Genomic DNA, 18,938 nt, shown 5'->3' with positions numbered 1-18,938 from the left:
TAACAAACCCTGAGTATGTCAAGATGCGGGACTAGAACATGTTCCAGAAATAGGAAGGCTCACTTCGTGACAACGACGTCCACCCTGCCGGCCGGCTTCGACCCGACCGACCCCGACACGATGAGCCAGCGCGTCCCGCACGAGGAGCTGCTCACCCTGCGACGCACCGCGCCGGTGTCCTGGATCGAGCAGGAGGAAGCGGCGCGAGCCGGCTTCCTGGACACCGGGTTCTGGGCGATCAGCAGGCACGCCGACGTCGCCGCGATCTCGAAGAACCAGACCGACTTCTCCACCAAGGAGAACGGCGTCATCGTCCGGTTCGCGCCCGACATGACCCGCGACCAGGTCGAGCAGTCGAACTTCCTGCTGATCAACCACGACGCCCCCGAGCACACCCAGCTCCGCTCGATCGTGTCCCGGGCGTTCACCCCGCGGGCGATCAACGCCCTGCACGACGAGCTCAAGGAGCGCGCCGAGAAGATCGTCGCGGATGCTGTGGCGAAGGGCGAGGGCAACTTCGTCAACGACGTGGCCTCCGAGCTGCCGCTCCAGGCGATCGCCGAGCTGCTCGGCGTACCCCAGGAGGACCGCGGCAAGCTCTTCGACTGGTCCAACCAGCTGCTCTCCTACGACGACCCCGAGATCGAGGGCGACCAGATGATCGCCTTCGCGGAGATCCTGGGCTACTCGATGAACCTCGCCGTGGAGCGCCGGGCGGCGCCGCGCGACGACATCCTCACCCGCCTGGTCACCGCGGACGTGGAGGGTCGCGGCCTCACCGACGACGAGTTCGGGTTCTTCATGATCCTGCTCGCTGTCGCAGGCAACGAGACCACCCGGAACGCGATCACCTGGGGGATGCACGCCTTCATGCAGCACCCCGAGCAGTGGGAGCTGTTCAAGAAGGAGCGGCCGCGCACCGCGACCGACGAGATCATCCGCTGGGCCACCCCGGTCACGATCTTCCAGCGCACCGCGATCAACGACGTCGAGGTCGGCGGGGTGAAGGTGAGCAAGGGCGACCGGGTCGGGCTGCTCTACGCCAGCGCGAACTTCGACGAGGACGTCTTCGAGGACCCGTTCACCTTCGACATCACCCGCAGCCCCAACCCGCACCAGGCCTTCGGTGGCCACGGCGCGCACTACTGCATCGGCGCGAACCTCGCCCGCCTCGAGGTCGACCTGATCTTCAACGCGCTGGCGGACCGGGACGTGAAGATCACCCAGCTCGCCGAACCCCGCAAGCTGCGCAGCTCGTGGATCAACGGCGTCAAGGACCTGCACGTCTCCTACACCTGAGCTCCTCCAACCCGAACCTCTCGGCCCGACGAAAGGTGACCCCGTGACCACCAGCGAGCTTCTCCCCCCGGGCTTCGACCCCACCGACCCGATGCTGTGCGAGGAGGCGATCCCGCTCCGGCAGTTCATGGAGCTGCGCCAGACGGCGCCGGTGTGGTGGGTCGAGCAGTCCGGCGGGGCCAGCGACGGGTTCGACGACACCGGCTACTGGGCCGTGACCAGGCACGAGGACATCGCTGCGGTCTCCAAGAACAGCAAGGACTTCTCCAGCGCCGAGAACGGGGCGATCATCCGGTTCGGCCCCGGGATGACACGCGAGCAGGTCGAGCTGCAGCAGATCATGCTGATCAACCAGGACCCGCCCACCCACACCAGGACCCGCCAGCTGATCAGTCGCGGGTTCACGCCCCGGGCGATGAACGCGCTGCACGACGTCCTGATCGGCCGGGCGAACAAGATCATCGACGACGCCCTCGTCAAGGGGGAGGGCGACTTCGTCGAGGAGGTGGCCGCCGAGCTGCCGCTCCAGGCGATCGCGGACCTGCTCGGCGTACCCCAGGAGGACCGGCGCAAGCTGTTCGACTGGTCCAACCAGATGCTCGCCCAGGACGACCCGGAGTACGGCGGCCAGCCCGACGTCGCGGCCGCGGAGATCCTCGGCTACGCGATGCAGATGGCCGAGGAGCGCAAGCGGAACCCGCAGGACGACATCATCACCAAGCTCGTCCACGCCGACGTCGACGGGGAGAAGCTCGGCGAGGACGAGTTCGGCTACTTCGTGATCATGCTCGCGGTGGCCGGCAACGAGACCACCCGCAACGCGATCACGCACGGCATGCACGCCTTCTTCGAGCACCCCGACCAGTGGGAGCTGTTCAAGGAGCACCGGCCGAAGACCGCCACCGACGAGATCATCCGCTGGGCGACGCCGGTGACGGTCTTCCAGCGCACCGCGATCACCGACGTGCTGGTGGGTGGCCAGGAGGTGAAGAAGGGGCAGCGGGTCGGCATCTTCTACGCCAGCGGGAACCACGACACCGAGGTGTTCGAGAACCCCGGCGCCTTCGACGTGCTGCGCAACCCCAACCCGCACCTCGCCTTCGGTGGGCACGGCGCCCACTACTGCATCGGCGCCAACCTCGCCCGCCTCGAGGTCGAGGTGATGTTCAACGCCATCGCCGACCGGATGCCCGACATCACGCAGACCGGTGAGCCGATCCGGCTGCGGCACGGGTGGATCAACGGCATCAAGCACCTGCCGGTCAGGTACTCCTGACCGCTTCCGCCGGCTTCGACGCCGACGGGGAGGTACGCCGCCCGGCCAGCGCCAGCCAGACGCCGACACCACTCACGGCCAGCCCGACCACACCGGCCAGGGTCACGCTGGTGCCGAACATCAGGTAGACCCAGAACATCGTGGTCGGGGGAGTGAGGAACAGCAGCGTGCTCACCACGGTCGCTCCCTGCTTCTGGGCCACGAGCACGTAGAGCACGTAGCCACCCAGGCTGGCGAGCACGAGCAGCCACAGCACCGCGGCCCAGAAGTCCAGTGCGGCCGGCGGGCGGGCCTCGCCGAAGGCGATCGCCAGTCCCATCAGGACCACGGCGGTGACCACGGCCTGCATCATGATCGTCTCCAGCAGGGTCTCGCGTGCGCGCAACCGGCGGGTGAGCACCGTGCCCGCGGACAGGGACAGCATCCCGAGGACCGGCAGTGTGTAGGCCCACCAGGGCGCCTGGCTCACGCCGAGGTCGCCGGAGACCACGATCGCGACGCCGACCAGTCCGAGCACCATCCCGACCCACATCCGAGGCGTGGAGTGCTCGCCGAGCAGCGATCCCGCCACGGTCGCCACCAGCAGCGGTTGCAGGGCGGCGACGAGGGCCGCCGTACCGCCGGGAACGCCGTGGGTCACCCCCTCGAAGACGAGCAGCAGGTAGCCCACCTGGCTGAGCACGCCCAGCACCACCTGTCGGCGCCAGGCGCGCCAGGTCGGCCACGGCGTACGCCGCAGCGCGAACACCGCCAGCAGCAGGGCGGCGAGCAGCAGGAACCGCCAGCCGAGCAGCGTGAGCGGGTCGGCCTCCGCGCGGGCGCCGAGCTCGGCGCCGACGAAGCCCGAGCTCCAGGTCACCACGAGGGCCACAGCCGAGACGGGTCCGGCCCAGCGACGAAGCCAGGAGAACGAGGTCATGGGACACAGGTAACCACACCGGTAGGTATACTCGCAGTGCACCCAACGGGAAACCGCCGAAGGAGCACGCGATGACGATCACCCAGCAGCCCCCGAGGATGACCCCGGCGGCGCACCGGATCCTGGCGGCGGCCAGCGAGCTGTACTACGACCGCGGCATCACCAGCGTGGGGATGGACCTGGTCGCCGAGCACGCGGGCACCACCAAGAAGACGATCTACGACCGGTTCGGCTCCAAGGACGGTCTCGTGGTGGCCTACCTCGAGGCGCGGGCGGCCCGCTGGCAGGCCCACGTCGAGGAGCATCTAGCCGGCTCCGGCTCGACCGGTCCCGAGCGCATCCTCGCCGTGCTGGACGCGCTCGGGACCTGGCTGGCCGCAGGCACCCGCGGCTGTGGCTTCGTCAACGCCTACGCCGAGCTCTCCACCCAGTCCCCGGCGGCCACCCGCGTCGTGCGCCGCGAGAAGGAGTGGATGCGCCGGCTGTACGCCGACCTGGCCGCCGAAGCCGGCCTCGGCGCCCCCGAGGATCTCGGACGCCAGCTGGCGCTGGTCCACGAGGGTGCGATCATCGCGTTCACAGCCGGGGGCTCTCCCGACGCCCTCGACGACGCCCGCCGCGCCACCCGGAGGCTGATCGAGTCGTGAATCCCGCACTCCACGATGCCGAGCGCCTCGAGCTCCGGCTCCCTGCGCTGACCGTGCAGGCCCTCGCCTGGGGTCCTCCGTCCGGGCCCCTTGTGCTGGCGTTGCACGGGTTCCCGGACACCGCCTTCACCTGGCGCCACCTGGGACCGTTCCTGGCCGAGCGCGGATACCGGGTGGTCGCCCCGTTCATGCGCGGCTACGCACCCACCGAGGTTCCGCAGGATGGCGACTACTCGATCGGCGCCCTGATGAGCGACGCGGTGGAGCTGCACCGCGTGCTCGGTGGCGACGAGCGCGCCGTACTCGTCGGGCACGACTGGGGAGCGCTCGCGGCCAACGGGCTCAGCGCCCACCCGGACTCCCCGTTCCGCCGGGTGGTCTCGATGGCGGTCCCGCCGGTCCCTGCGATGGCCGCGGGGCGGGACGTCGCCGCCTGGTTGAGGATCGCGCCGCGACAGCTGCGGATGAGCTGGTACATCGGGTTCAACCAGGTGCCGGTGCTGCCCGAGCGGCTCCTGCAGCGACTGGTCCGGCACCTGTGGGGCGCGTGGTCTCCCGGGTACGACGCCGCGGTGGACCTCGCCGAGGTGGGCCGCTCGCTGGCGGCTCCCGCGAACAGGTCGGCCGCGGTCGGCTACTACCGGGCCTTCCGCAACCTCCGGGTGGCGGAGCCCTACCGCGCCTGGCACCGGACCTGGGACCAGCGCCCGCGGGTCCCGATGCTCTACCTCCACGGCGAGCGCGACGGGGCGCTGACCGTCGCGCTGGCCGACCGGGTGGCCCCGGTGCTGGTCGCGGGTGGCCGGGCCGAGGTGCTCACCGGGTGCGGGCACTTCCTGCACCTCGAGCGACCGGACACGGTCAACGAGCTCGTGGCGGCCTACCTGGAGTGACCGGCGACCTCGGGGCTGCGCGGGTCGGACGGCCCCGTCACAGGGCGGGGCCCTCCTCGCGCAGCTTCTGCACGTCGCTCATCGCCTCCCGCAGTTGGCCCAGCCACTCCTCCTCGTGCTCGCCGACCAGGCGCACCGACCAGGCCAGGGCGTCGGCGCGGCTGCGCGCCACGCCGGCCTCGACCAGGGTGTCCAGGACGATCCGTTCCGACTGCCGCAGCCGGGTCATCACCGGGACCGCCAGGTGCGTGAACACCGTGCGCACCGGGCCGCACTCGGCGCCCCAGGCGATCTTGCGGCCGAACCGGTGCTCGGCCTCGCGGGCGATGCCGATCCGCTCGTCCCGGGTGTCCTCGCGGAACCGGGAGATCCGCCCGTGCGCCGCCTCGGTCACCTCCGGACCGTCGGGTGCTCCCTCGACCCCTTCGGGGGCTGCCAGGGTGCCGATGACCAGGATCTCCTCGCGATCCACGGTGACCTCGACGGGTCCGGTGAACCAGTCGTCGGGGAGCCGGCCGCGCAGCCAGCCGGTGATCTCGTTCGTGTTCGTCGCCATCACTCCTCCAGAAGTTGTAATTCAGTAATCATGTAATCCGACAGGGGTGCAATCAAGGCGTGCTGCTGTCGGCAGAACCGCCCACGGCGGATTCGCTGGGTTCGCCCCCATGGCTCGGCGCACTGTGGAGGTCCCACGACCCGGAGGTACCGATGAACAGGACCGAGACCCTGGCGGCGGGGTCGCTCGACGACCAGCTCACCGCCCGGCTGCTGCACCAGCGCATCATCGTGCTCGGGAAGGAGGTCGACGACGCGATCGCCAACCGGCTGTGCGCCGAGCTGCTGCTGCTCTCCGCCGAGGACCCGCGCAGCGACATCAGCCTCTACGTCAACTCACCCGGTGGCTCGGTCTCAGCCGGCCTGGCGATCTACGACACCATGCGCCTGATCCCCAACGACGTCAGCACGCTGGCGATGGGGCTGGCCGCGAGCATGGGCCAGTTCCTGCTCTCGGCCGGTACGCCGGGCAAGCGCTACGCCCTGCCGCACTCCCGGGTGCTGATGCACCAGGGGTCAGGTGGCATCGGCGGCAGCGCCGTCGACATCGAGATTCAGGCCGAGAACCTCGAGCACACCAAGAACGTGATGATGCAGCTGATCGCCGAGCACACCGGCCAGCCGGTCGCGAAGGTCGAGCAGGACGCCGTACGCGACCGGTGGTTCACCGCCGAGGAGGCCCGGGACTACGGGCTGGTCGACGAGATCCTCACCGACGTCTCCGCCGTCACGCCGGGACGGCTGCCGCGACCGGTGGGGATGGTCCGGCAGACGGGGACAGGGGTCGTGCGGTGAGCGGCTACACCATCCCGAGCGTGGTGGAGAAGACGGTCCGGGGCGAGCGGGCCGTCGACATCTACAGCCGGCTGCTCTCGGACCGGATCGTCTACATCGGCACCGAGATCGACGACGGCGTCGCGAACGTGGCCATCGCGCAGCTGCTGCACCTCGAGTCGGACAACCCCGGCTCGACGATCAACCTCTACCTCCACTCACCCGGTGGATCGGTCACCGCGGTGCTCGCGATCTACGACACGATGCAGTTCATCGGGTCGCCGGTCGCCACGACGTGTGTCGGGCAGGCGGCCTCCGGCGCCGCAGTGCTCCTGGCTGCGGGGGCACCGGGGAGCAGGATGGCGCTGCCGCACGCACGCGTGGTGCTGCACCAGCCCTCGGGCGGGGGACAGGGCACCTTGCCGGACCTCGCCCTCCAGGCCAAGGAGATCGTCCGGCTGCGCGCGGAGATGGAGCAGATCCTGTCCCGGCACACCGGGCAGCCGGTGGAGCGGCTCCGCGAGGACACCGGCCGCGACCTGGTGCTCGATGCGGAGCAGGCGGTGGCCTACGGTCTGATCGACGGGGTGCTCGGCAGTCGCAAGCTCGCACCGGCACGCTGAGCCGGAAGAGACTCCCCGGAGGCGGTGTTGCCGCGACCATGACCGAGCTCACGGACCGATCGATCGAGGCGCTGCGCGCCCGCCACGACGACCTCGCGAAGGTGGTGGCGGAGCTCTCGCCCGAGCAGCTCACCGGTCCCAGCGGCGCCGCGGAGTGGACCGTGGCGCAGGTGCTCTCCCACCTCGGCAGTGGCGGCGAGATCTCGGCGGCCACGATCTCCTCGTCCCTCCCGGGCGCCGAGTCGGGGAAGCCGGACAACCACAGCATCTGGGACCGGTGGAACGCGGCGTCCCCGGAGGAGCAGGCGGCCTGGTTCGTCGAGCACGACGAGCGCCTGGTCTCGCTGCTCGAGGGGCTCACCCCCGACCAGCGCGACACGGCGCGGATCGACATGGGGTTCCTGCCCGAGCCGGTGTCGCTCGAGGTCGCCGTGGGGATGCGCCTCAACGAGGTCACCGCCCACGCCTGGGACGTGCACGTGGGCCTGGACCGGGCGGCCACCCTGGACGCCGGCTCCGCGTCCCTGCTCGCCGAGCACTTCGCGGGCGGGCTCGGGTTCCTGCTCGGGTTCGCGGCGAAGGCTGACCAGCTGCCACAGCGAGCGGTCGTGACACTCGAGGGCTACGAGCTGGTGATCGACGACTCGGTACGGGTGGCCCGGGGGCGGTCCGAGGACGCGACCGCGACGTTCTCCGGGCCGCTGGAGGCAGCGATCCGCCTGCTGTCGGGACGGCTGCGCCCCGAGTTCACCCCGGCAGGCGTCGAGGTCACCGGCAACGTCAGCCTCGACGAGCTGCGCCAGGTCTTCCCCGGCTACTGAGGGCTCGGCCCCGGGCCGGTCAAAGGGAGGCGGCGAGCGCCAGCGGCCCGGAGGGAGCGCTGGTCAGCGAGCGGGTCATCCGCTCGGTGAGGTCGACGAGCCGCAGCCCGAGGGCACCGCGCACGGCACCGAGGATCTCCGAGCTCGCCTCCTTGCGGCCACGCTCGACTTCGGAGAGGTACTGCGTGGAGACGCCGGCCTCCTGCGCCACGTCGGCGAGCGTGCGCTGCTGGCGCAGCCGCTCCGCCCTGAGCTCGCGACCGATCACCTCACGCCACAGCGGCTCGGCCGCGGACCCCGCGAGGGGCGCCCGGCGGTCCGGACGGAATCCGATGACCTCTCCCATGTTCCGACACTAGGCCGCCGCTCCCCGGCGCGCCATGACGCTTGGGGATCGTTCGCCCTCGGCGGAACGAGCCGGGGCCATGATGGGGCCCATGAGCGCTGACCTCGTCGTACGACCTGTCGAGCCTGGGGACCAAGACGGGTGGGCCACGCTGTTCGCGGCCTACCGCGAGTTCTACGGCCTCGCGGAGGAGCCCGCGGTCGTGGACCGGGTGTGGGAGTGGATCGGTGATCCGGCCCACGAGACCAACGCCCTGGTGGCGACCCTCGACGGCGAGGTCGCCGGCTTCGCGCACCACCGGTTCTTCGCCCGGCCCTCCGAGGGGGAGCGTGGGCTGTTCCTCGACGACCTGTTCACCAGCGCGTCGCTGCGCGGGCAGGGCGTGGGTCGCGCCCTGATCGAGGCGCTGGGCGGGATCGCCCGCGAGAACGGGTGCGCCAAGGTCCGCTGGATCACCGCCTCGGACAACACAGCCGCGCAACGGCTGTACGACGCCGTGGCCCGGCGTACCCAGTGGGTGACCTACGACTTGGACACGTGAGGACTCAGTTGGTCGGCTTCTCCGAGCCCACGACCCACATCGCGAAGAACTGCGAGCCGCCGCCGTAGGCGTGCCCGAGCGCCTTCCTCGCACCGTCGACCTGGTGCTCGCCCGCCTCGCCCATCACCTGCAGCGCCGCCTCTGCGAAGCGGATCATGCCGCTGGCGCCGATCGGGTTGGAGGAGAGCACCCCGCCGCTCATGTTGACCGGGAGGTCGCCGTCGAGCGCGGTGGCGCCGCGCTCGGTCGCCTTCCAGCCCTCGCCCTCGGGCACGAACCCGAGGTTCTCCAGCCACATCGGCTCGAACCACGAGAACGGCACGTAGATCTCGGCGCAGTCGATCTCGTCGTAGGGGTTGGTGATCCCGGTCTGCTTCCACAGCTTGGCGGCGGCCTCGCGGCCCGCCTGCGGGTTGACCTGGTCGCGCTCGGCCGCGGTGGTCGGCTCCGAGCGCATCACGGTGCCGTGGATCCAGGCCGGGTTCCCGATCGCCGAGGCGTCCACGGCCGCCTCGGAGCCGATCACCATGGCGCAGGCGCCGTCGGAGGACGGGCAGGTCTCGTCGAAGCGGATCGGGTCCCACAGCATCTGTGAGGCCAGCACCGTCTCCACGGTGGTCTTGTCGTTGCGCAGGTGCGCGTAGGGGTTCTTCAGCGCGTTCTGCCGGTCCTTGGCCGCGACCATCGCGCCGACGTGGGTGGGCGCGCCGGAGCGACGGATGTAGGAGCGGACGTGCGGCGCGAAGTAGCCGCCTGCGCCCGCGTGCACCGGCATGATGAACGGCACCGGGATCGACAGCGCCCACATCGCGTTGGACTCCGACTGCTTCTCGAACGCCACGGTGAGCACCCGTTCGTGCAGTCCCGCCTGCACCAGCGAGGCGGCGACGATCGCGGTGGAGCCGCCCACCGAGCCGGCGGTGTGCACCCGCAGCAACGGCTTCCCGACGGCGCCGAGCGCCTCCGCGAGGTAGAGCTCGGGCATCATCACGCCCTCGAAGAGGTCCGGCGCCTTGCCGACCACGACCGCGTCGATGTCGTCGAAGGTGAGCTGTGCGTCCTCGAGGGCCCGGTCGATCGCCTCGCGGAGCAGGCCGGCGATCGAGACGTCCTCGCGCTTGGCGCGGTGGTGGGTCTGCCCGACCCCCATCACGGCGGCCAGCGTGCGCTTGTCGAGACCCATCAGTTGCCACGTCCTTCCATGACGCAGACGAGGTTCTGTTGCAGGGCCGGCCCCGAGGTCGCGTGGCCCAGCGCCCGCTGGGACTCACCGGACCAGATCCGGCTGGCTGCCTCGCCGATCCGGATCAGCCCCGAGGCGAACATCGGGTTGCCACACAGCGCCCCGCCCGAGGGGCTGATCGTCACGTCCTCGGTGAGCCCGAGCTCGCGACGCAGGATCAGCTCCTGGTGCGAGAAGGGGGCGTGCAGCTCGGCGGTGTCCACCGCGTGGGCGCCGGCGGCCGAGCCGGCCAGCGCGGCGCTGGGGGAGCGGGTCAGGTCACGGGTGCCGAGCGCGAGCTGGTCGGTGCGGTGCTCGAAGCCGGTGATCCAGGCGGCGCGGTCCGCGACCTTGTCGAAGCCGGGCGCCTCCGCCGTGGTGAGCACGATCGCCGCGGCACCGTCCGAGACGGGGGCGCAGTCGGAGCGGCGCAGCGGGTCGGCGTACAGCTCCTGGGCGAGGAGGTCCTCGGCGGTGGTGGCGCCCTTGCGGATCGCGTACTCGTTGCCCTCCGCCGAGCTGCGCGAGCGTGCGGCGACCTCGGCCATCGCGCGCTCGTCCCACAGCCCCTGCTCGATGCCCTGCCGCGCCTGGATCCCCGCCATGGAGACGGTGTCGGGCCACAGCGGGGTCATCGTGTACGGGTCGAGCTGCATCGCCAGCGTCCGGCGGAGCACGCCGGCCGAGGACTTGCCGAACCCGTAGACCAGGGCCGTGTCCACCTCGCCGGTCTGGATCTTCACCCAGGCCTCGTAGAGCGCCCACGCGGCGTCCATCTCCACGTGCGACTCGTTGACCGGCGGCAGCGCACCGATCGCGTCCACCGCCGAGACGAACGAGAACGAGCGCCCGGCCAGGTAGTCGCTGGAGCCCGAGCACCAGAAGTCGATGTCGGACTTGGTCCACCCGGTCTGCTCGAACAGCTCGGCGAAGATCGGGACGAGGATCTCCACGCACGTGGGGGACCCGTCCATCTCCTTCATCTGTCGCTGGGCGAACCCCACGACCGCAACGTCACGCATACGCCATACCTCTTTCGGGGCAGCTCGGGATCAGAGGTGCTGCTTGTAGGTCTCGTAGTCCGCGTCGGGCTCCCCGGTCGGACGGAAGTGGCTGATGTTCTCGATCGTGGTGCCCCACTCGTCGCGCGGCTTCCACACGGCCTCGACCCGCATCCCCATCCGCACCTCGTCCGCCTCGGCGTCGAGGATCAGGTGCAGGAACGCGATGTCCGCGCCGTCGAGGAGCACGTAGGCCGACACGTAGGGCGGCTTGATCTTCTGCCCCAGGAACGGCACGTTCACGATGCAGTACGTCGTGACGGTGCCCTTGTCGGGAAGCTCGACCTCGTCGGTCGTCGGCACCCCGTCGACCGGGCAGGCCCCGCGCGGCGGCACGTAGACCTTCCCGCACGTGGGACAGCGCTGCCCCAGGATCCGCCCCTCCGCGAGGCCGCGGAAGAACTTCGACTCCTCCGGGGAAGCGGCGTACTCGTAGGCCAGCCGCACCGGGCTGACGATGCGGGTGACCGGGTCGCGGGTGGGAGTGGTGGTGGGCTCCTTGGACATCTCACCGGATCTCGACTGCTCCGTTGCAGCCTCGTGCCTCGGCTGCAGTCGCGCTCGATCTGGCCCGCCAGCGCCGTCCTCGACTCCGTCGAGTCCGGCGACGGGCTCAAAGCAGGCGATGTCGGTGATCTGGCCGACGGTCTCGTCGGCCCAGCGCACCCGCACGCGCATGCCGGTCTCGATCGCGGCGGGGGAGTCCACGTCGACCGCGTGCAGCAGGGGCGCGTCCGCGCCGTCGAGCTGGATCATCGCGAACGCGAAGGGCTTGTCCAGCGGCTGGTCCATCACCGGCTCCGGCACCCACGACCAGCTGCGTACGACGCCCTCGTCACCCACCGCGACGAGCTCGGAGAGCGCCTGGTGGGTGGACGGGTCGTACTCCGGAGGGGGGACCACGACGGTCCCGTCGGAGAGGACGCCACCGATCACCCGCCGGTCGCGCAGGCCGGTCATGAACTGCGAGAGCACCGGGCCCAGGGATCGGGTGTAGTCGAACTCCACCTTCATCGGGGCGTGCAGGGTGCGGGAGACTGGGGCGGTGGTCATGGCCCGAAAGTGAAACACGTTCTAGTCTTGCGAGCAAGGCGGGTTTCGACAGGCTCAACCACCACGGGAACAGCTCAACCACCCCAAGGACAGCTCGACCACCGAACGACGCGAGGAGACGCATGAAGCTGGGACTGCAGCTCGGGTACTGGGGCGCACAGCCGCCGGCGGGGGTCGGGGAGCTCGTCGCCGCGGCCGAGGACGCCGGGTTCGACTCCATCTTCACCGCCGAGGCCTGGGGGTCGGATGCGTTCACCCCGCTGGCCTGGTGGGGCCGGGAGACCAGCCGGGTGCGGCTGGGGACCTCGATCGTGCAGATGTCCGGACGGACCCCCACCTCGATCGCGATGCACGCGCTCACCCTGGACCACCTCAGCGGCGGCCGGGTGGTGCTGGGGATGGGCGTCAGCGGTCCCCAGGTCGTGGAGGGGTGGTACGGCCAGCCGTTCGCCAAGCCGCTGGCCCGGACCCGCGAGGTCGTCGACATCGTCCGCAAGGTGCTGGCCCGCGAGGCGCCGGTGACCAACGACGGGCCGCACTTCCCGCTGCCGTACAACGGTGAGGGCTCCACCGGGCTGGGCAAGCCGCTGAAGCCGATCGTGCACCCGCTGCGTGCGGACATCCCGATCTGGCTCGGCGCCGAGGGGCCCAAGAACGTCGCGCAGACCGCCGAGATCGCCGACGGGTGGATCCCGATCTTCTACACGCCCCGGAGCGCCGGGATGTACCAGCCCTGGCTCGACGAGGGGTTCGCCCGGCCCGGCGCCCGGCGTACCCGCGACGACTTCGAGATCGCCGCGACCTGCCACCTGCAGATCACCGACAGCGAGGGGGAGCGCCGCGCGGTGATCGACGCGCTCAAGCCATCGGTGGCGCTCTACATGGGCGGCATGGGCGCCAAGGAGCAGAACTTCCACAAGAACGTCTTCGACCGGATGGGCTACGCGGAGCTCACCGAGAAGGTGCAGGAGCTGTTCCTCGCCGGAGACCGCGACAGCGCCACCGCGCTGATCCCCGACGACCTCGTCGAGGACATGCACATCGTCGGCGACGCCGGCCAGGTGCGCGAGCGCGTGGCCGCGTGGGAGGAGACCGGCGTGACCACGCTGCTGCTCAGCCTGCGCTCGCCCGACGAGGTGCGCCTGGTGGCCGAGACCCTGGCGTAGGGCTCGTTCTCATCCCTCGGGGGGCTGACGGCCGTCGGCGTCACGGGTTAGCGTGCCGATGTGAGACGCGCACCACACGAGAACGTCGCGACCGTGCTGGTCGAGCCGTGCGTGCTGGAGGACCTCGAGCTGGCGCTGATGCCCCTGGACCTGCGGCTGTGGCCGGTGCACACCGCGCCGATCTCGGCCGACGGGCCGCGGGAGGCGTTCCAGCTCCGGCGGCGGCTGGTGACCCAGCAGCGTGGGGAGTGGGACCTCGCCGCGGACTGGACGCCGGTGTGGATCGGCTTCGGCGCCACCTGGCGCGACGGGGACGAGCCGTTGCCGTGGTCGGCCCACCAGGCGCTCTGGCGCGAGCTGGCGCACTGGGCGTCGCACGTCCGCTTCCACCGCCGGCTCGGCGGGGTCACCCGGCTGCCGCTGCCCGCCGACGCAGGGCCCTGATGGTTTCGGGCGACCTGTCACCGCGCCTACGGGCCGTGGTCGACGCCTTGCCTCTGCGTCCAGGGCAACGGGTGATCGAGGTGGGTGGCGCCCCGGGCGCGGCCGCGCGGGAGGTGGCCAGGCGGGTGGGTCCCGGTGGCCACGTCCTGGTGCTCGATCGCTCCACGAAGGGTGTCGCCCTGACCGAGAAGTCCTGTGCCGACGTGATCGCGGCAGGGCTGCTCAGCGTGCGGGCGGTCGCTGTCGAGGAGGCATCGCTGACACCCGACGAGGTTCCCTACGACCTCGCCTTCGCATGCCGGGTCGGTGTGCTGGACGGGCGACACCCGGCGCGCGAGGCGGAGGCCTTTGGCTGCCTGCGACGGATGCTCGTCCCCGGCGGGCGCATCTTCCTCGACACGGCGGATCCGCTGCGCGAGGTCCTGTGACGAGAAGAGGTCCTACCACGAGGAGGACGGACCTGGGCGAGGGACACCGGGGTCAATGCGCGAGGTCGTGCAGGAGCGCGTCCGAGGCGAACAGCGCCTCCCGGTCGTACGTCGACGTGCTGGCCATCAGCTGGTCCGGGGCACAGCGCTCCACGAGCCGCTCCAGCCTGCGTCGCACGGTGTCCGGGCTGCCGGCCACGGCCCGGTCCAGGGAGGCCTCGACCCGGCGGCGCACCTGCGCGGGCCAGTGCGCCTCGCGGATGCTCGCAACGGGTTCCAGGGGAGGGAACTCGCCGGTCTGCCGGGCGCGGGCCATCGCCCACGCCTCGGGCAGGGCGAGCTCGCGTGCGGTGGCGTCGTCGTCGGCCACGGTGACGTCCAGCGAGACCGTGACGGCGGGCTCGCTGCCGTGGTGTGGCCGGAACCGGGTGCGGTAGCCGGCCAGGGCGTCCTCGAGGTGGTCGCTGTCAAGGATGGGGCCGCCGACGACCACGGGCAGGCCGAGACCGGCGGCCACCTCCAGCCCCTTGCCGGTGGCGAGCACGTGCATCGGGACGACCCGGCCGGTGTCGGGCCGCACGGTGACCTCGGCCCGTCCCTCGAGGTAGTCGCGGAGCTCGGTCAGGTCGGCGGCGAAGGTGTCCGGTTCGGCCTCCTCGTGTCGCAGTGCCCGGCGTACCGGGGCCGTGAACCCGAGCGAACGCCCCAGCCCGAGGTCGATCCGGCCCGGGTTGAGGGCGTCGAGCATCCGGAACTGCTCCGCGACCACGAGGGGCTGGTGGTGGGGGAGCATCACCCCGGCGGACCCCAGCCGGATCGAGGAGGTGCGCGGGCCGATGGCCGCGAGGAGCACGGGCGGGGAGCCGGAGCCGATGCCGGGCACCGCGTGGTGCTCGGCCACCCAGAACCCGTCGTAGCCCAGCGCCTCGGCCCGGACGGCGCGCTCCACCGTGCCGGTCACCGACTCGGCCCCGGGGCGGCCGGCGCGGGCCCTGGACCGGTCGAGGAGGGAGAGCTTCACAGTGGGCCCAACAGTGGCAGATCGCTCAGGCTTCCCCCGTCTCCCGGCGGCTTGTGATCGTGTTCACAAAGGTCGCCCCGAGCGTGTGTGCGGGCGGAGGCGCCGCTACGGTGTGGCGCGTGCGGCCGCTCCGACGGCCTCTTGCGCCGCCCCTGGCCGGCCTTCCCCTCGCCCCTGACATGTTCTGGAGTAGACATGGACTTCCTTCGCCTCGTCCTGCTGTTCGTCCACCTGCTCGGCTTCGCCGTGCTCCTCGGTGGACTGGTGGTGCAGGCCAAGGAGCCCAACAAGAAGGTGACGGGGTTCGTGCGTGACGGTGCCGGTACGGCGTTCCTCGCCGGCGTACTCCTCGTCGGGGTGCTCGAGGGCCTCGACGCCGACGTCAACCACGCCAAGGTGGGGGTCAAGCTCGGCATCGGCCTGATCATCCTCGTGCTCGCGATGGCGAACCTGCGCAAGGAGCGCATCTCGACCGGGATCTGGGCCACGCTGCTGGTGCTGACGGTCGTCAACATCTGCGTCGCGGTGTTCTGGTCGCCCGCGCACGCGGTGGACGACGACACTGCCGACGCTGCGGTCGTTCTCGTCCAGCGCTGAGGACCGGGGCGCGCTTCCTTGGAGGCGTCGTTACCGTGGGTCGTTCCCCCCGGGGGCCGACTGTGACGGGCTCCGGCGAACCCGACGAGAGGCACGACGATGAGCACTTTCGACGATCAGCCGGCGGACGTCTCCGCTGACTCCCTGACCACGCAGGCCGAGGCCACCGCGTTGCTGCAGAGCATCGCGACCAGCATCGCCCTGCTTCCCCAGGACGGCATGGACGAGGACGAGACGCTTCCCGAGGGGACGATCGCCATCCCGGTGATCGAGCAGGACGGCACGCAGTACGTCCCGGTGTTCACCTCTGAGGAGGCCCTGATGGCGGCCGGGGCCGACCCCGAGCCGGCCGTGCGGATGGCCGTGGCCGAGCTCGCGGCCAACTGGCCGGCCGAGGACCTGTGGCTGGCCATCGACCCCGGCAGCCAGGACGGGCTCACGCTCCCGCCGGAGGCGGTCCACGCGCTGGCGAGCTTCGCCTCGCCCGTCAATCCTGATTGATCATTTCTGTAACACGTTCTAGTCTCGCGGCATGACGGATGCGCTGCCGGACGAGGACGTGGTTTCGACGAGCTCAACCGACGGTGGCTCGACCGCCTGGGATCCGATGCGGCTGGGGACGCACAACGGGCACCTGATGGTCGCCGCGTTGAAGCGGCACCGCAGCAAGCCGGTGATGTTCCTCGGCGACACCACCCTGACCGGCGGGGAGGTCGAGCAGCGGATCAGCCAGTACGTGCAGGCGTTCGAGGCGCTCGGCGCCGGCACGGGCGCTCCCTCGGCGCTGCTCGCGCTGAACCGGCCCGAGGTGCTGTTCATCCTCGGCGCGGGTCAGACCCAGGGCTACCGGCGTACGTCGCTGCACCCGCTCGGCTCGCTCGACGACCACGCCTACGTGCTCGAGGACGCGGAGATCACCACGCTGATCATCGACCCGGTGCCGATGTTCACCGAACGCGCGCTCGGGCTGCTGGAGAAGGTCCCGAACCTCACCCAGGTGCTCACGATCGGGCCGGTGCCCGAGGAGCTCGCGCACGTCGGCAAGGACCTCGCCGCCGCGGCGGAGACCTTCGCCCCGCAGCCGCTCCAGGCGGCGCTGCTGCCCCCGGACCACATCGTGTCGATCACCTACACCGGCGGCACCACCGGCAAGCCCAAGGGCGTCATCGGCACCAGCCAGGCGATGGCCACGATGACGCAGGTCCAGCTCGCGGAGTGGGAGTGGCCGGAGTCGCCGCGGTTCCTGATGTGCACCCCGCTCTCGCACGCGGGGGCGGCGTTCTTCGTGCCCACCGTGATCAAGGGCGGCTGCCTGATCGTGCTGCCGCGCTTCGACCCGGCCGAGGTGCTGCGCACGATCGAGGAGCAGAAGATCACCGCCACCATGCTGGTGCCCTCGATGCTCTACGCCCTGATGGACCATCCCGACTCGCGCACGCGCGACCTGTCCTCCCTGGAGACGGTCTACTACGGCGCCTCGGCGATCAACCCGGTGCGGCTGGCCGAGGCGATCGAGCGGTTCGGCCCGATCTTCGCGCAGTACTACGGACAGTCCGAGGCCCCGATGGCGATCAGCTACCTGGCCCGCAAGGACCACTCGCTGGAGAACCGGCAGCGGCTCTCCTCCTGCGGGCGGCCCTCCGCGCTGCTGCGCACCGCGCTCCTCGACGAGTCCGGGCAGCCGGTGCCGGTCGGCGAGCCGGGGGAGATCTGCGTGGCCGGGCCGCTGCTGGCCGGCGGCTACTGGAAGCTGCCCGAGGAGACGGCCGACACCTTCCACGACGGCTGGATGCACACCGGCGACGTGGCCCGCGAGGACGAGGACGGCTTCTGGTACATCGTGGACCGCACCAAGGACATGATCGTCACCGGCGGCTTCAACGTCTTCCCGCGCGAGGTCGAGGACGTGGTCGCCGAGCACCCGGCGGTCGCCCAGGTCGGGGTGATCGGCCTCCCCGACGAGCGCTGGGGCGAGGCGGTCACCGCGATCGTCGTGCTCCGCGACGGCGCCGAGCTCACCGACGAGGTCGTCCGGGAGATCAAGGACGCGGTCAAGGAGCGCAAGGGCGCCGTGCAGGCACCCAAGCAGGTGATCGCCACCGACGCGCTGCCGCTGACCGGTCTCGGCAAGCCCGACAAGAAGGCCCTGCGGGCGCAGTACTGGGGTGCCCTGGAGCGCAGCGTCGGCTGAGGTCCCGGGTCAGTCGCCCGCCTGCTGGGGCTGGTCGTCGAAGCTGACCTGGATCTGCTCGAAGCCCTTGTGCCGCTGGGCGAGGGCGTACTCGCGGTAGACCCGCCGGTCCGCCTCGGTCAGCTGGACCGCGTCGGTGAACGGGGTGAGCAGGGCGCGTGGGTAGAGGTGCTTGGAGAGCACCACGTTGACCTCGAGCCCGATCATCGCGATCACCGTGGCGACGTAGAGCAGCGCCACCAGCCCGAGGACGACCGCGAACACGGCGTTCATCTGGTTGGCCTTGCCGATCACCTGCTCGACGTACACGCCGCCGAGGACCTGGAGCACCTGCCACAGCAGGGCGATCGTCGTCGCGCCGGGGAGCACGTCGCGGAGCCGTTCCTCGCGCGGGGTGGAGAGCCGCATCATCACCGAGAGCACGAGCGCGTTGAGGGCGACGGTCGCCGCGGCCACCACCCACGCGATCTCGGCGCCCAGGTCGACACCGAGCACGTCCAGGTTGCCGGCCAGGCTGGTGATCAGGGCGACCACGACCAGGCCGATGCCTGCGAGCACCAGCCAGACCAGGCTGCGCAACCGGCTCACGATCGGGTTCAGCCGGCTGTTGCGCGGGATCGCCCACGCGACGTTCACCGCGTTGTGCGCTGCCTGGCCGAGCCCCACCACGCCGTACAACGCGGTCAGGGAGCCGACCACGACCGCGGAGGTGCTGCCCTGCAGCCCCTCGGGGCGGCCCAGCTGGTCCCCGACGATCGGGAACTGCGCCAGAGCGGAGTTCAAGATGTCCTCCTGGAGCTCGGGGTAGCCCTGCAGCACGAACCCGAGGACGGAGGAGCCGATCAGCAGGAGGGGGAAGATCGCCACGAACGCGTAGTAGGTCAGCACCGCCGCGAGGTAGCCGCCCTGGTCGTCGAAGAACTTGTAGACCACGGCGAGCGGGAAGCCGGCGACGCGCCGACGGCGTTGGAAGGCATCGACACGATCCAGCGGCCCGGGCACCAGACAAACGGTACGTGGGTGGTCCCGGGAGCAGCCGCAACCACCGGTGTGTCTCGGCC

Annotated in this window: 22 protein-coding genes; 14 read left to right on the top strand and 8 right to left on the bottom strand. The window is 70.9% G+C overall.

Annotated features, from left to right (window positions below; translation table 11 throughout):
* Positions 1-66: 66 nt before the first annotated feature.
* Together AC4BGB_RS02380 and AC4BGB_RS02375 are read left to right on the top strand one after the other, a co-directional pair.
* Positions 67-1,299, top strand: coding sequence for a cytochrome P450 (locus AC4BGB_RS02380; protein WP_490544378.1), 1,233 nt, complete (start codon positions 67-69; stop codon positions 1,297-1,299).
* Between the two features lie 43 nt (positions 1,300-1,342).
* A complete protein-coding gene (locus AC4BGB_RS02375; protein WP_490544375.1) occupies positions 1,343-2,575 on the top strand; it encodes a cytochrome P450 in 1,233 nt (410 codons plus the stop codon).
* On the opposite strand, the gene AC4BGB_RS02370 is transcribed toward AC4BGB_RS02375, so the two are convergent.
* A complete protein-coding gene (locus tag AC4BGB_RS02370) occupies positions 2,562-3,494 on the bottom strand; it encodes a DMT family transporter (RefSeq protein ID WP_490544373.1) in 933 nt (310 codons plus the stop codon). The genes AC4BGB_RS02375 and AC4BGB_RS02370 overlap by 14 nt on opposite strands.
* A 71-nt stretch (positions 3,495-3,565) precedes the next feature.
* Between AC4BGB_RS02370 and AC4BGB_RS02365 the strand changes: the two genes are divergently transcribed.
* The gene (locus AC4BGB_RS02365; protein WP_490544371.1) at positions 3,566-4,141 is read left to right on the top strand and encodes a TetR/AcrR family transcriptional regulator; all 576 of its coding nucleotides are present in this window, start codon (positions 3,566-3,568) and stop codon (positions 4,139-4,141) included.
* Complete coding sequence (locus AC4BGB_RS02360) at positions 4,138-5,034, top strand: alpha/beta fold hydrolase (RefSeq protein WP_490544369.1); 897 nt, start codon at positions 4,138-4,140, stop codon at positions 5,032-5,034. The genes AC4BGB_RS02365 and AC4BGB_RS02360 overlap by 4 nt, the downstream gene beginning before the upstream one ends.
* Positions 5,035-5,071: 37 nt before the next feature.
* Here AC4BGB_RS02360 and abmR read toward each other — a convergent pair whose 3' ends face one another.
* A complete protein-coding gene (gene abmR, locus AC4BGB_RS02355) occupies positions 5,072-5,590 on the bottom strand; it encodes an ATP-binding transcription factor AbmR (RefSeq protein WP_490544367.1) in 519 nt (172 codons plus the stop codon).
* A 152-nt stretch (positions 5,591-5,742) separates the two neighbouring features.
* Here abmR and AC4BGB_RS02350 point away from each other — a divergent pair, with 152 nt between their 5' ends.
* Genes AC4BGB_RS02350 through AC4BGB_RS02340 form a run of 3 tightly spaced genes read left to right on the top strand, consistent with a single transcriptional unit; the run spans position 5,743 to position 7,807 of the window.
* Positions 5,743-6,384, top strand: a complete 642-nt coding sequence (locus AC4BGB_RS02350) for a ClpP family protease (RefSeq protein ID WP_490544365.1) — start codon at positions 5,743-5,745, stop codon at positions 6,382-6,384.
* The gene (locus AC4BGB_RS02345; RefSeq protein ID WP_490544362.1) at positions 6,381-6,986 is read left to right on the top strand and encodes a ClpP family protease; all 606 of its coding nucleotides are present in this window, start codon (positions 6,381-6,383) and stop codon (positions 6,984-6,986) included. Before AC4BGB_RS02350 ends, AC4BGB_RS02345 begins: the two co-directional genes overlap by 4 nt.
* A 38-nt stretch (positions 6,987-7,024) precedes the next feature.
* Positions 7,025-7,807 carry a maleylpyruvate isomerase family mycothiol-dependent enzyme gene (locus tag AC4BGB_RS02340; protein ID WP_490544360.1) on the top strand — a complete coding sequence of 261 codons (783 nt, stop codon included), beginning with the start codon at positions 7,025-7,027 and terminating at the stop codon, positions 7,805-7,807.
* A gap of 19 nt (positions 7,808-7,826) precedes the next feature.
* On the opposite strand, the gene AC4BGB_RS02335 is transcribed toward AC4BGB_RS02340, so the two are convergent.
* A complete protein-coding gene (locus AC4BGB_RS02335) occupies positions 7,827-8,153 on the bottom strand; it encodes a helix-turn-helix domain-containing protein (protein ID WP_490544358.1) in 327 nt (108 codons plus the stop codon).
* Positions 8,154-8,244: 91 nt separating this feature from the next.
* On the opposite strand from AC4BGB_RS02335, the gene AC4BGB_RS02330 reads away from it, so the two are divergent.
* Positions 8,245-8,694 (top strand): GNAT family N-acetyltransferase, encoded by a 450-nt coding sequence (locus AC4BGB_RS02330; protein ID WP_490544357.1) that lies wholly within the window; start codon positions 8,245-8,247, stop codon positions 8,692-8,694.
* A 4-nt stretch (positions 8,695-8,698) separates the two neighbouring features.
* On the opposite strand, the gene AC4BGB_RS02325 is transcribed toward AC4BGB_RS02330, so the two are convergent.
* The 3 genes from AC4BGB_RS02325 to AC4BGB_RS02315 are packed head-to-tail and all read right to left on the bottom strand — an operon-like array spanning position 8,699 to position 12,030.
* Positions 8,699-9,877 (bottom strand): thiolase family protein, encoded by a 1,179-nt coding sequence (locus AC4BGB_RS02325; protein ID WP_490544356.1) that lies wholly within the window; start codon positions 9,875-9,877, stop codon positions 8,699-8,701.
* Positions 9,877-10,938 carry a thiolase family protein gene (locus AC4BGB_RS02320; protein ID WP_490544355.1) on the bottom strand — a complete coding sequence of 354 codons (1,062 nt, stop codon included), beginning with the start codon at positions 10,936-10,938 and terminating at the stop codon, positions 9,877-9,879. The genes AC4BGB_RS02325 and AC4BGB_RS02320 overlap by 1 nt, the downstream gene beginning before the upstream one ends.
* Before the next feature lie 30 nt (positions 10,939-10,968).
* On the bottom strand, positions 10,969-12,030 hold the full coding sequence (locus AC4BGB_RS02315; RefSeq protein ID WP_490544354.1) for a Zn-ribbon domain-containing OB-fold protein: 1,062 nt from the start codon (positions 12,028-12,030) through the stop codon (positions 10,969-10,971).
* 122 nt (positions 12,031-12,152) lie between these two features.
* On the opposite strand from AC4BGB_RS02315, the gene AC4BGB_RS02310 reads away from it, so the two are divergent.
* The 3 genes from AC4BGB_RS02310 (at position 12,153) to AC4BGB_RS02300 (ending at position 14,068) form a co-directional block, all read left to right on the top strand.
* Positions 12,153-13,196 carry an LLM class F420-dependent oxidoreductase gene (locus tag AC4BGB_RS02310; RefSeq protein WP_490544353.1) on the top strand — a complete coding sequence of 348 codons (1,044 nt, stop codon included), beginning with the start codon at positions 12,153-12,155 and terminating at the stop codon, positions 13,194-13,196.
* Between the two features lie 60 nt (positions 13,197-13,256).
* Complete coding sequence (locus AC4BGB_RS02305) at positions 13,257-13,640, top strand: hypothetical protein (protein ID WP_490544352.1); 384 nt, start codon at positions 13,257-13,259, stop codon at positions 13,638-13,640.
* Positions 13,641-13,711: 71 nt separating this feature from the next.
* Positions 13,712-14,068, top strand: a complete 357-nt coding sequence (locus tag AC4BGB_RS02300; RefSeq protein ID WP_490544351.1) for a methyltransferase domain-containing protein — start codon at positions 13,712-13,714, stop codon at positions 14,066-14,068.
* 52 nt (positions 14,069-14,120) lie between these two features.
* Here the strand turns inward: AC4BGB_RS02300 and AC4BGB_RS02295 are convergent, their stop codons facing one another.
* The gene (locus AC4BGB_RS02295; protein WP_490544350.1) at positions 14,121-15,089 is read right to left on the bottom strand and encodes an MsnO8 family LLM class oxidoreductase; all 969 of its coding nucleotides are present in this window, start codon (positions 15,087-15,089) and stop codon (positions 14,121-14,123) included.
* Between the two features lie 195 nt (positions 15,090-15,284).
* Between AC4BGB_RS02295 and AC4BGB_RS02290 the strand changes: the two genes are divergently transcribed.
* The 3 genes from AC4BGB_RS02290 (at position 15,285) to fadD8 (ending at position 17,877) form a co-directional block, all read left to right on the top strand.
* Complete coding sequence (locus AC4BGB_RS02290) at positions 15,285-15,686, top strand: hypothetical protein (protein WP_490544349.1); 402 nt, start codon at positions 15,285-15,287, stop codon at positions 15,684-15,686.
* 99 nt (positions 15,687-15,785) lie between these two features.
* The gene (locus tag AC4BGB_RS02285) at positions 15,786-16,187 is read left to right on the top strand and encodes an SseB family protein (protein ID WP_490544348.1); all 402 of its coding nucleotides are present in this window, start codon (positions 15,786-15,788) and stop codon (positions 16,185-16,187) included.
* A 31-nt stretch (positions 16,188-16,218) separates the two neighbouring features.
* Entirely contained in the window at positions 16,219-17,877 is a 1,659-nt protein-coding gene (gene fadD8, locus AC4BGB_RS02280; RefSeq protein WP_490544347.1) for a fatty-acid--CoA ligase FadD8, read from the top strand.
* Positions 17,878-17,886: 9 nt separating this feature from the next.
* Here fadD8 and AC4BGB_RS02275 read toward each other — a convergent pair whose 3' ends face one another.
* Entirely contained in the window at positions 17,887-18,879 is a 993-nt protein-coding gene (locus tag AC4BGB_RS02275; RefSeq protein WP_490544346.1) for a YihY/virulence factor BrkB family protein, read from the bottom strand.
* Positions 18,880-18,938: the final 59 nt, after the last annotated feature.

It is taken from the genome of Nocardioides sp. Z30_9, assembly GCF_058215735.1.
The sequence above is the reverse complement of the archived record's forward strand: the minus strand, read 5'-3'. Positions and strand labels throughout refer to the sequence as shown.

Excerpts from the sequence above, each read along its gene's own strand:
- AC4BGB_RS02370 (WP_490544373.1), bottom strand. The coding sequence starts at position 3,494 with ATGACCTCGTTCTCCTGGCTTCGTCGCTGGGCCGGACCCGTCTCGGCT.
- AC4BGB_RS02365 (WP_490544371.1), top strand. The coding sequence starts at position 3,566 with ATGACGATCACCCAGCAGCCCCCGAGGATGACCCCGGCGGCGCACCGG.
- abmR (WP_490544367.1), bottom strand. The coding sequence starts at position 5,590 with ATGGCGACGAACACGAACGAGATCACCGGCTGGCTGCGCGGCCGGCTC.
- AC4BGB_RS02350 (WP_490544365.1), top strand. The coding sequence starts at position 5,743 with ATGAACAGGACCGAGACCCTGGCGGCGGGGTCGCTCGACGACCAGCTC.
- AC4BGB_RS02340 (WP_490544360.1), top strand. The coding sequence starts at position 7,025 with ATGACCGAGCTCACGGACCGATCGATCGAGGCGCTGCGCGCCCGCCAC.
- AC4BGB_RS02335 (WP_490544358.1), bottom strand. The coding sequence starts at position 8,153 with ATGGGAGAGGTCATCGGATTCCGTCCGGACCGCCGGGCGCCCCTCGCG.
- AC4BGB_RS02330 (WP_490544357.1), top strand. The coding sequence starts at position 8,245 with ATGAGCGCTGACCTCGTCGTACGACCTGTCGAGCCTGGGGACCAAGAC.
- AC4BGB_RS02325 (WP_490544356.1), bottom strand. The coding sequence starts at position 9,877 with ATGGGTCTCGACAAGCGCACGCTGGCCGCCGTGATGGGGGTCGGGCAG.
- AC4BGB_RS02320 (WP_490544355.1), bottom strand. The coding sequence starts at position 10,938 with ATGCGTGACGTTGCGGTCGTGGGGTTCGCCCAGCGACAGATGAAGGAG.
- AC4BGB_RS02315 (WP_490544354.1), bottom strand. The coding sequence starts at position 12,030 with ATGACCACCGCCCCAGTCTCCCGCACCCTGCACGCCCCGATGAAGGTG.
- AC4BGB_RS02310 (WP_490544353.1), top strand. The coding sequence starts at position 12,153 with ATGAAGCTGGGACTGCAGCTCGGGTACTGGGGCGCACAGCCGCCGGCG.
- AC4BGB_RS02290 (WP_490544349.1), top strand. The coding sequence starts at position 15,285 with ATGGACTTCCTTCGCCTCGTCCTGCTGTTCGTCCACCTGCTCGGCTTC.
- AC4BGB_RS02285 (WP_490544348.1), top strand. The coding sequence starts at position 15,786 with ATGAGCACTTTCGACGATCAGCCGGCGGACGTCTCCGCTGACTCCCTG.
- fadD8 (WP_490544347.1), top strand. The coding sequence starts at position 16,219 with ATGACGGATGCGCTGCCGGACGAGGACGTGGTTTCGACGAGCTCAACC.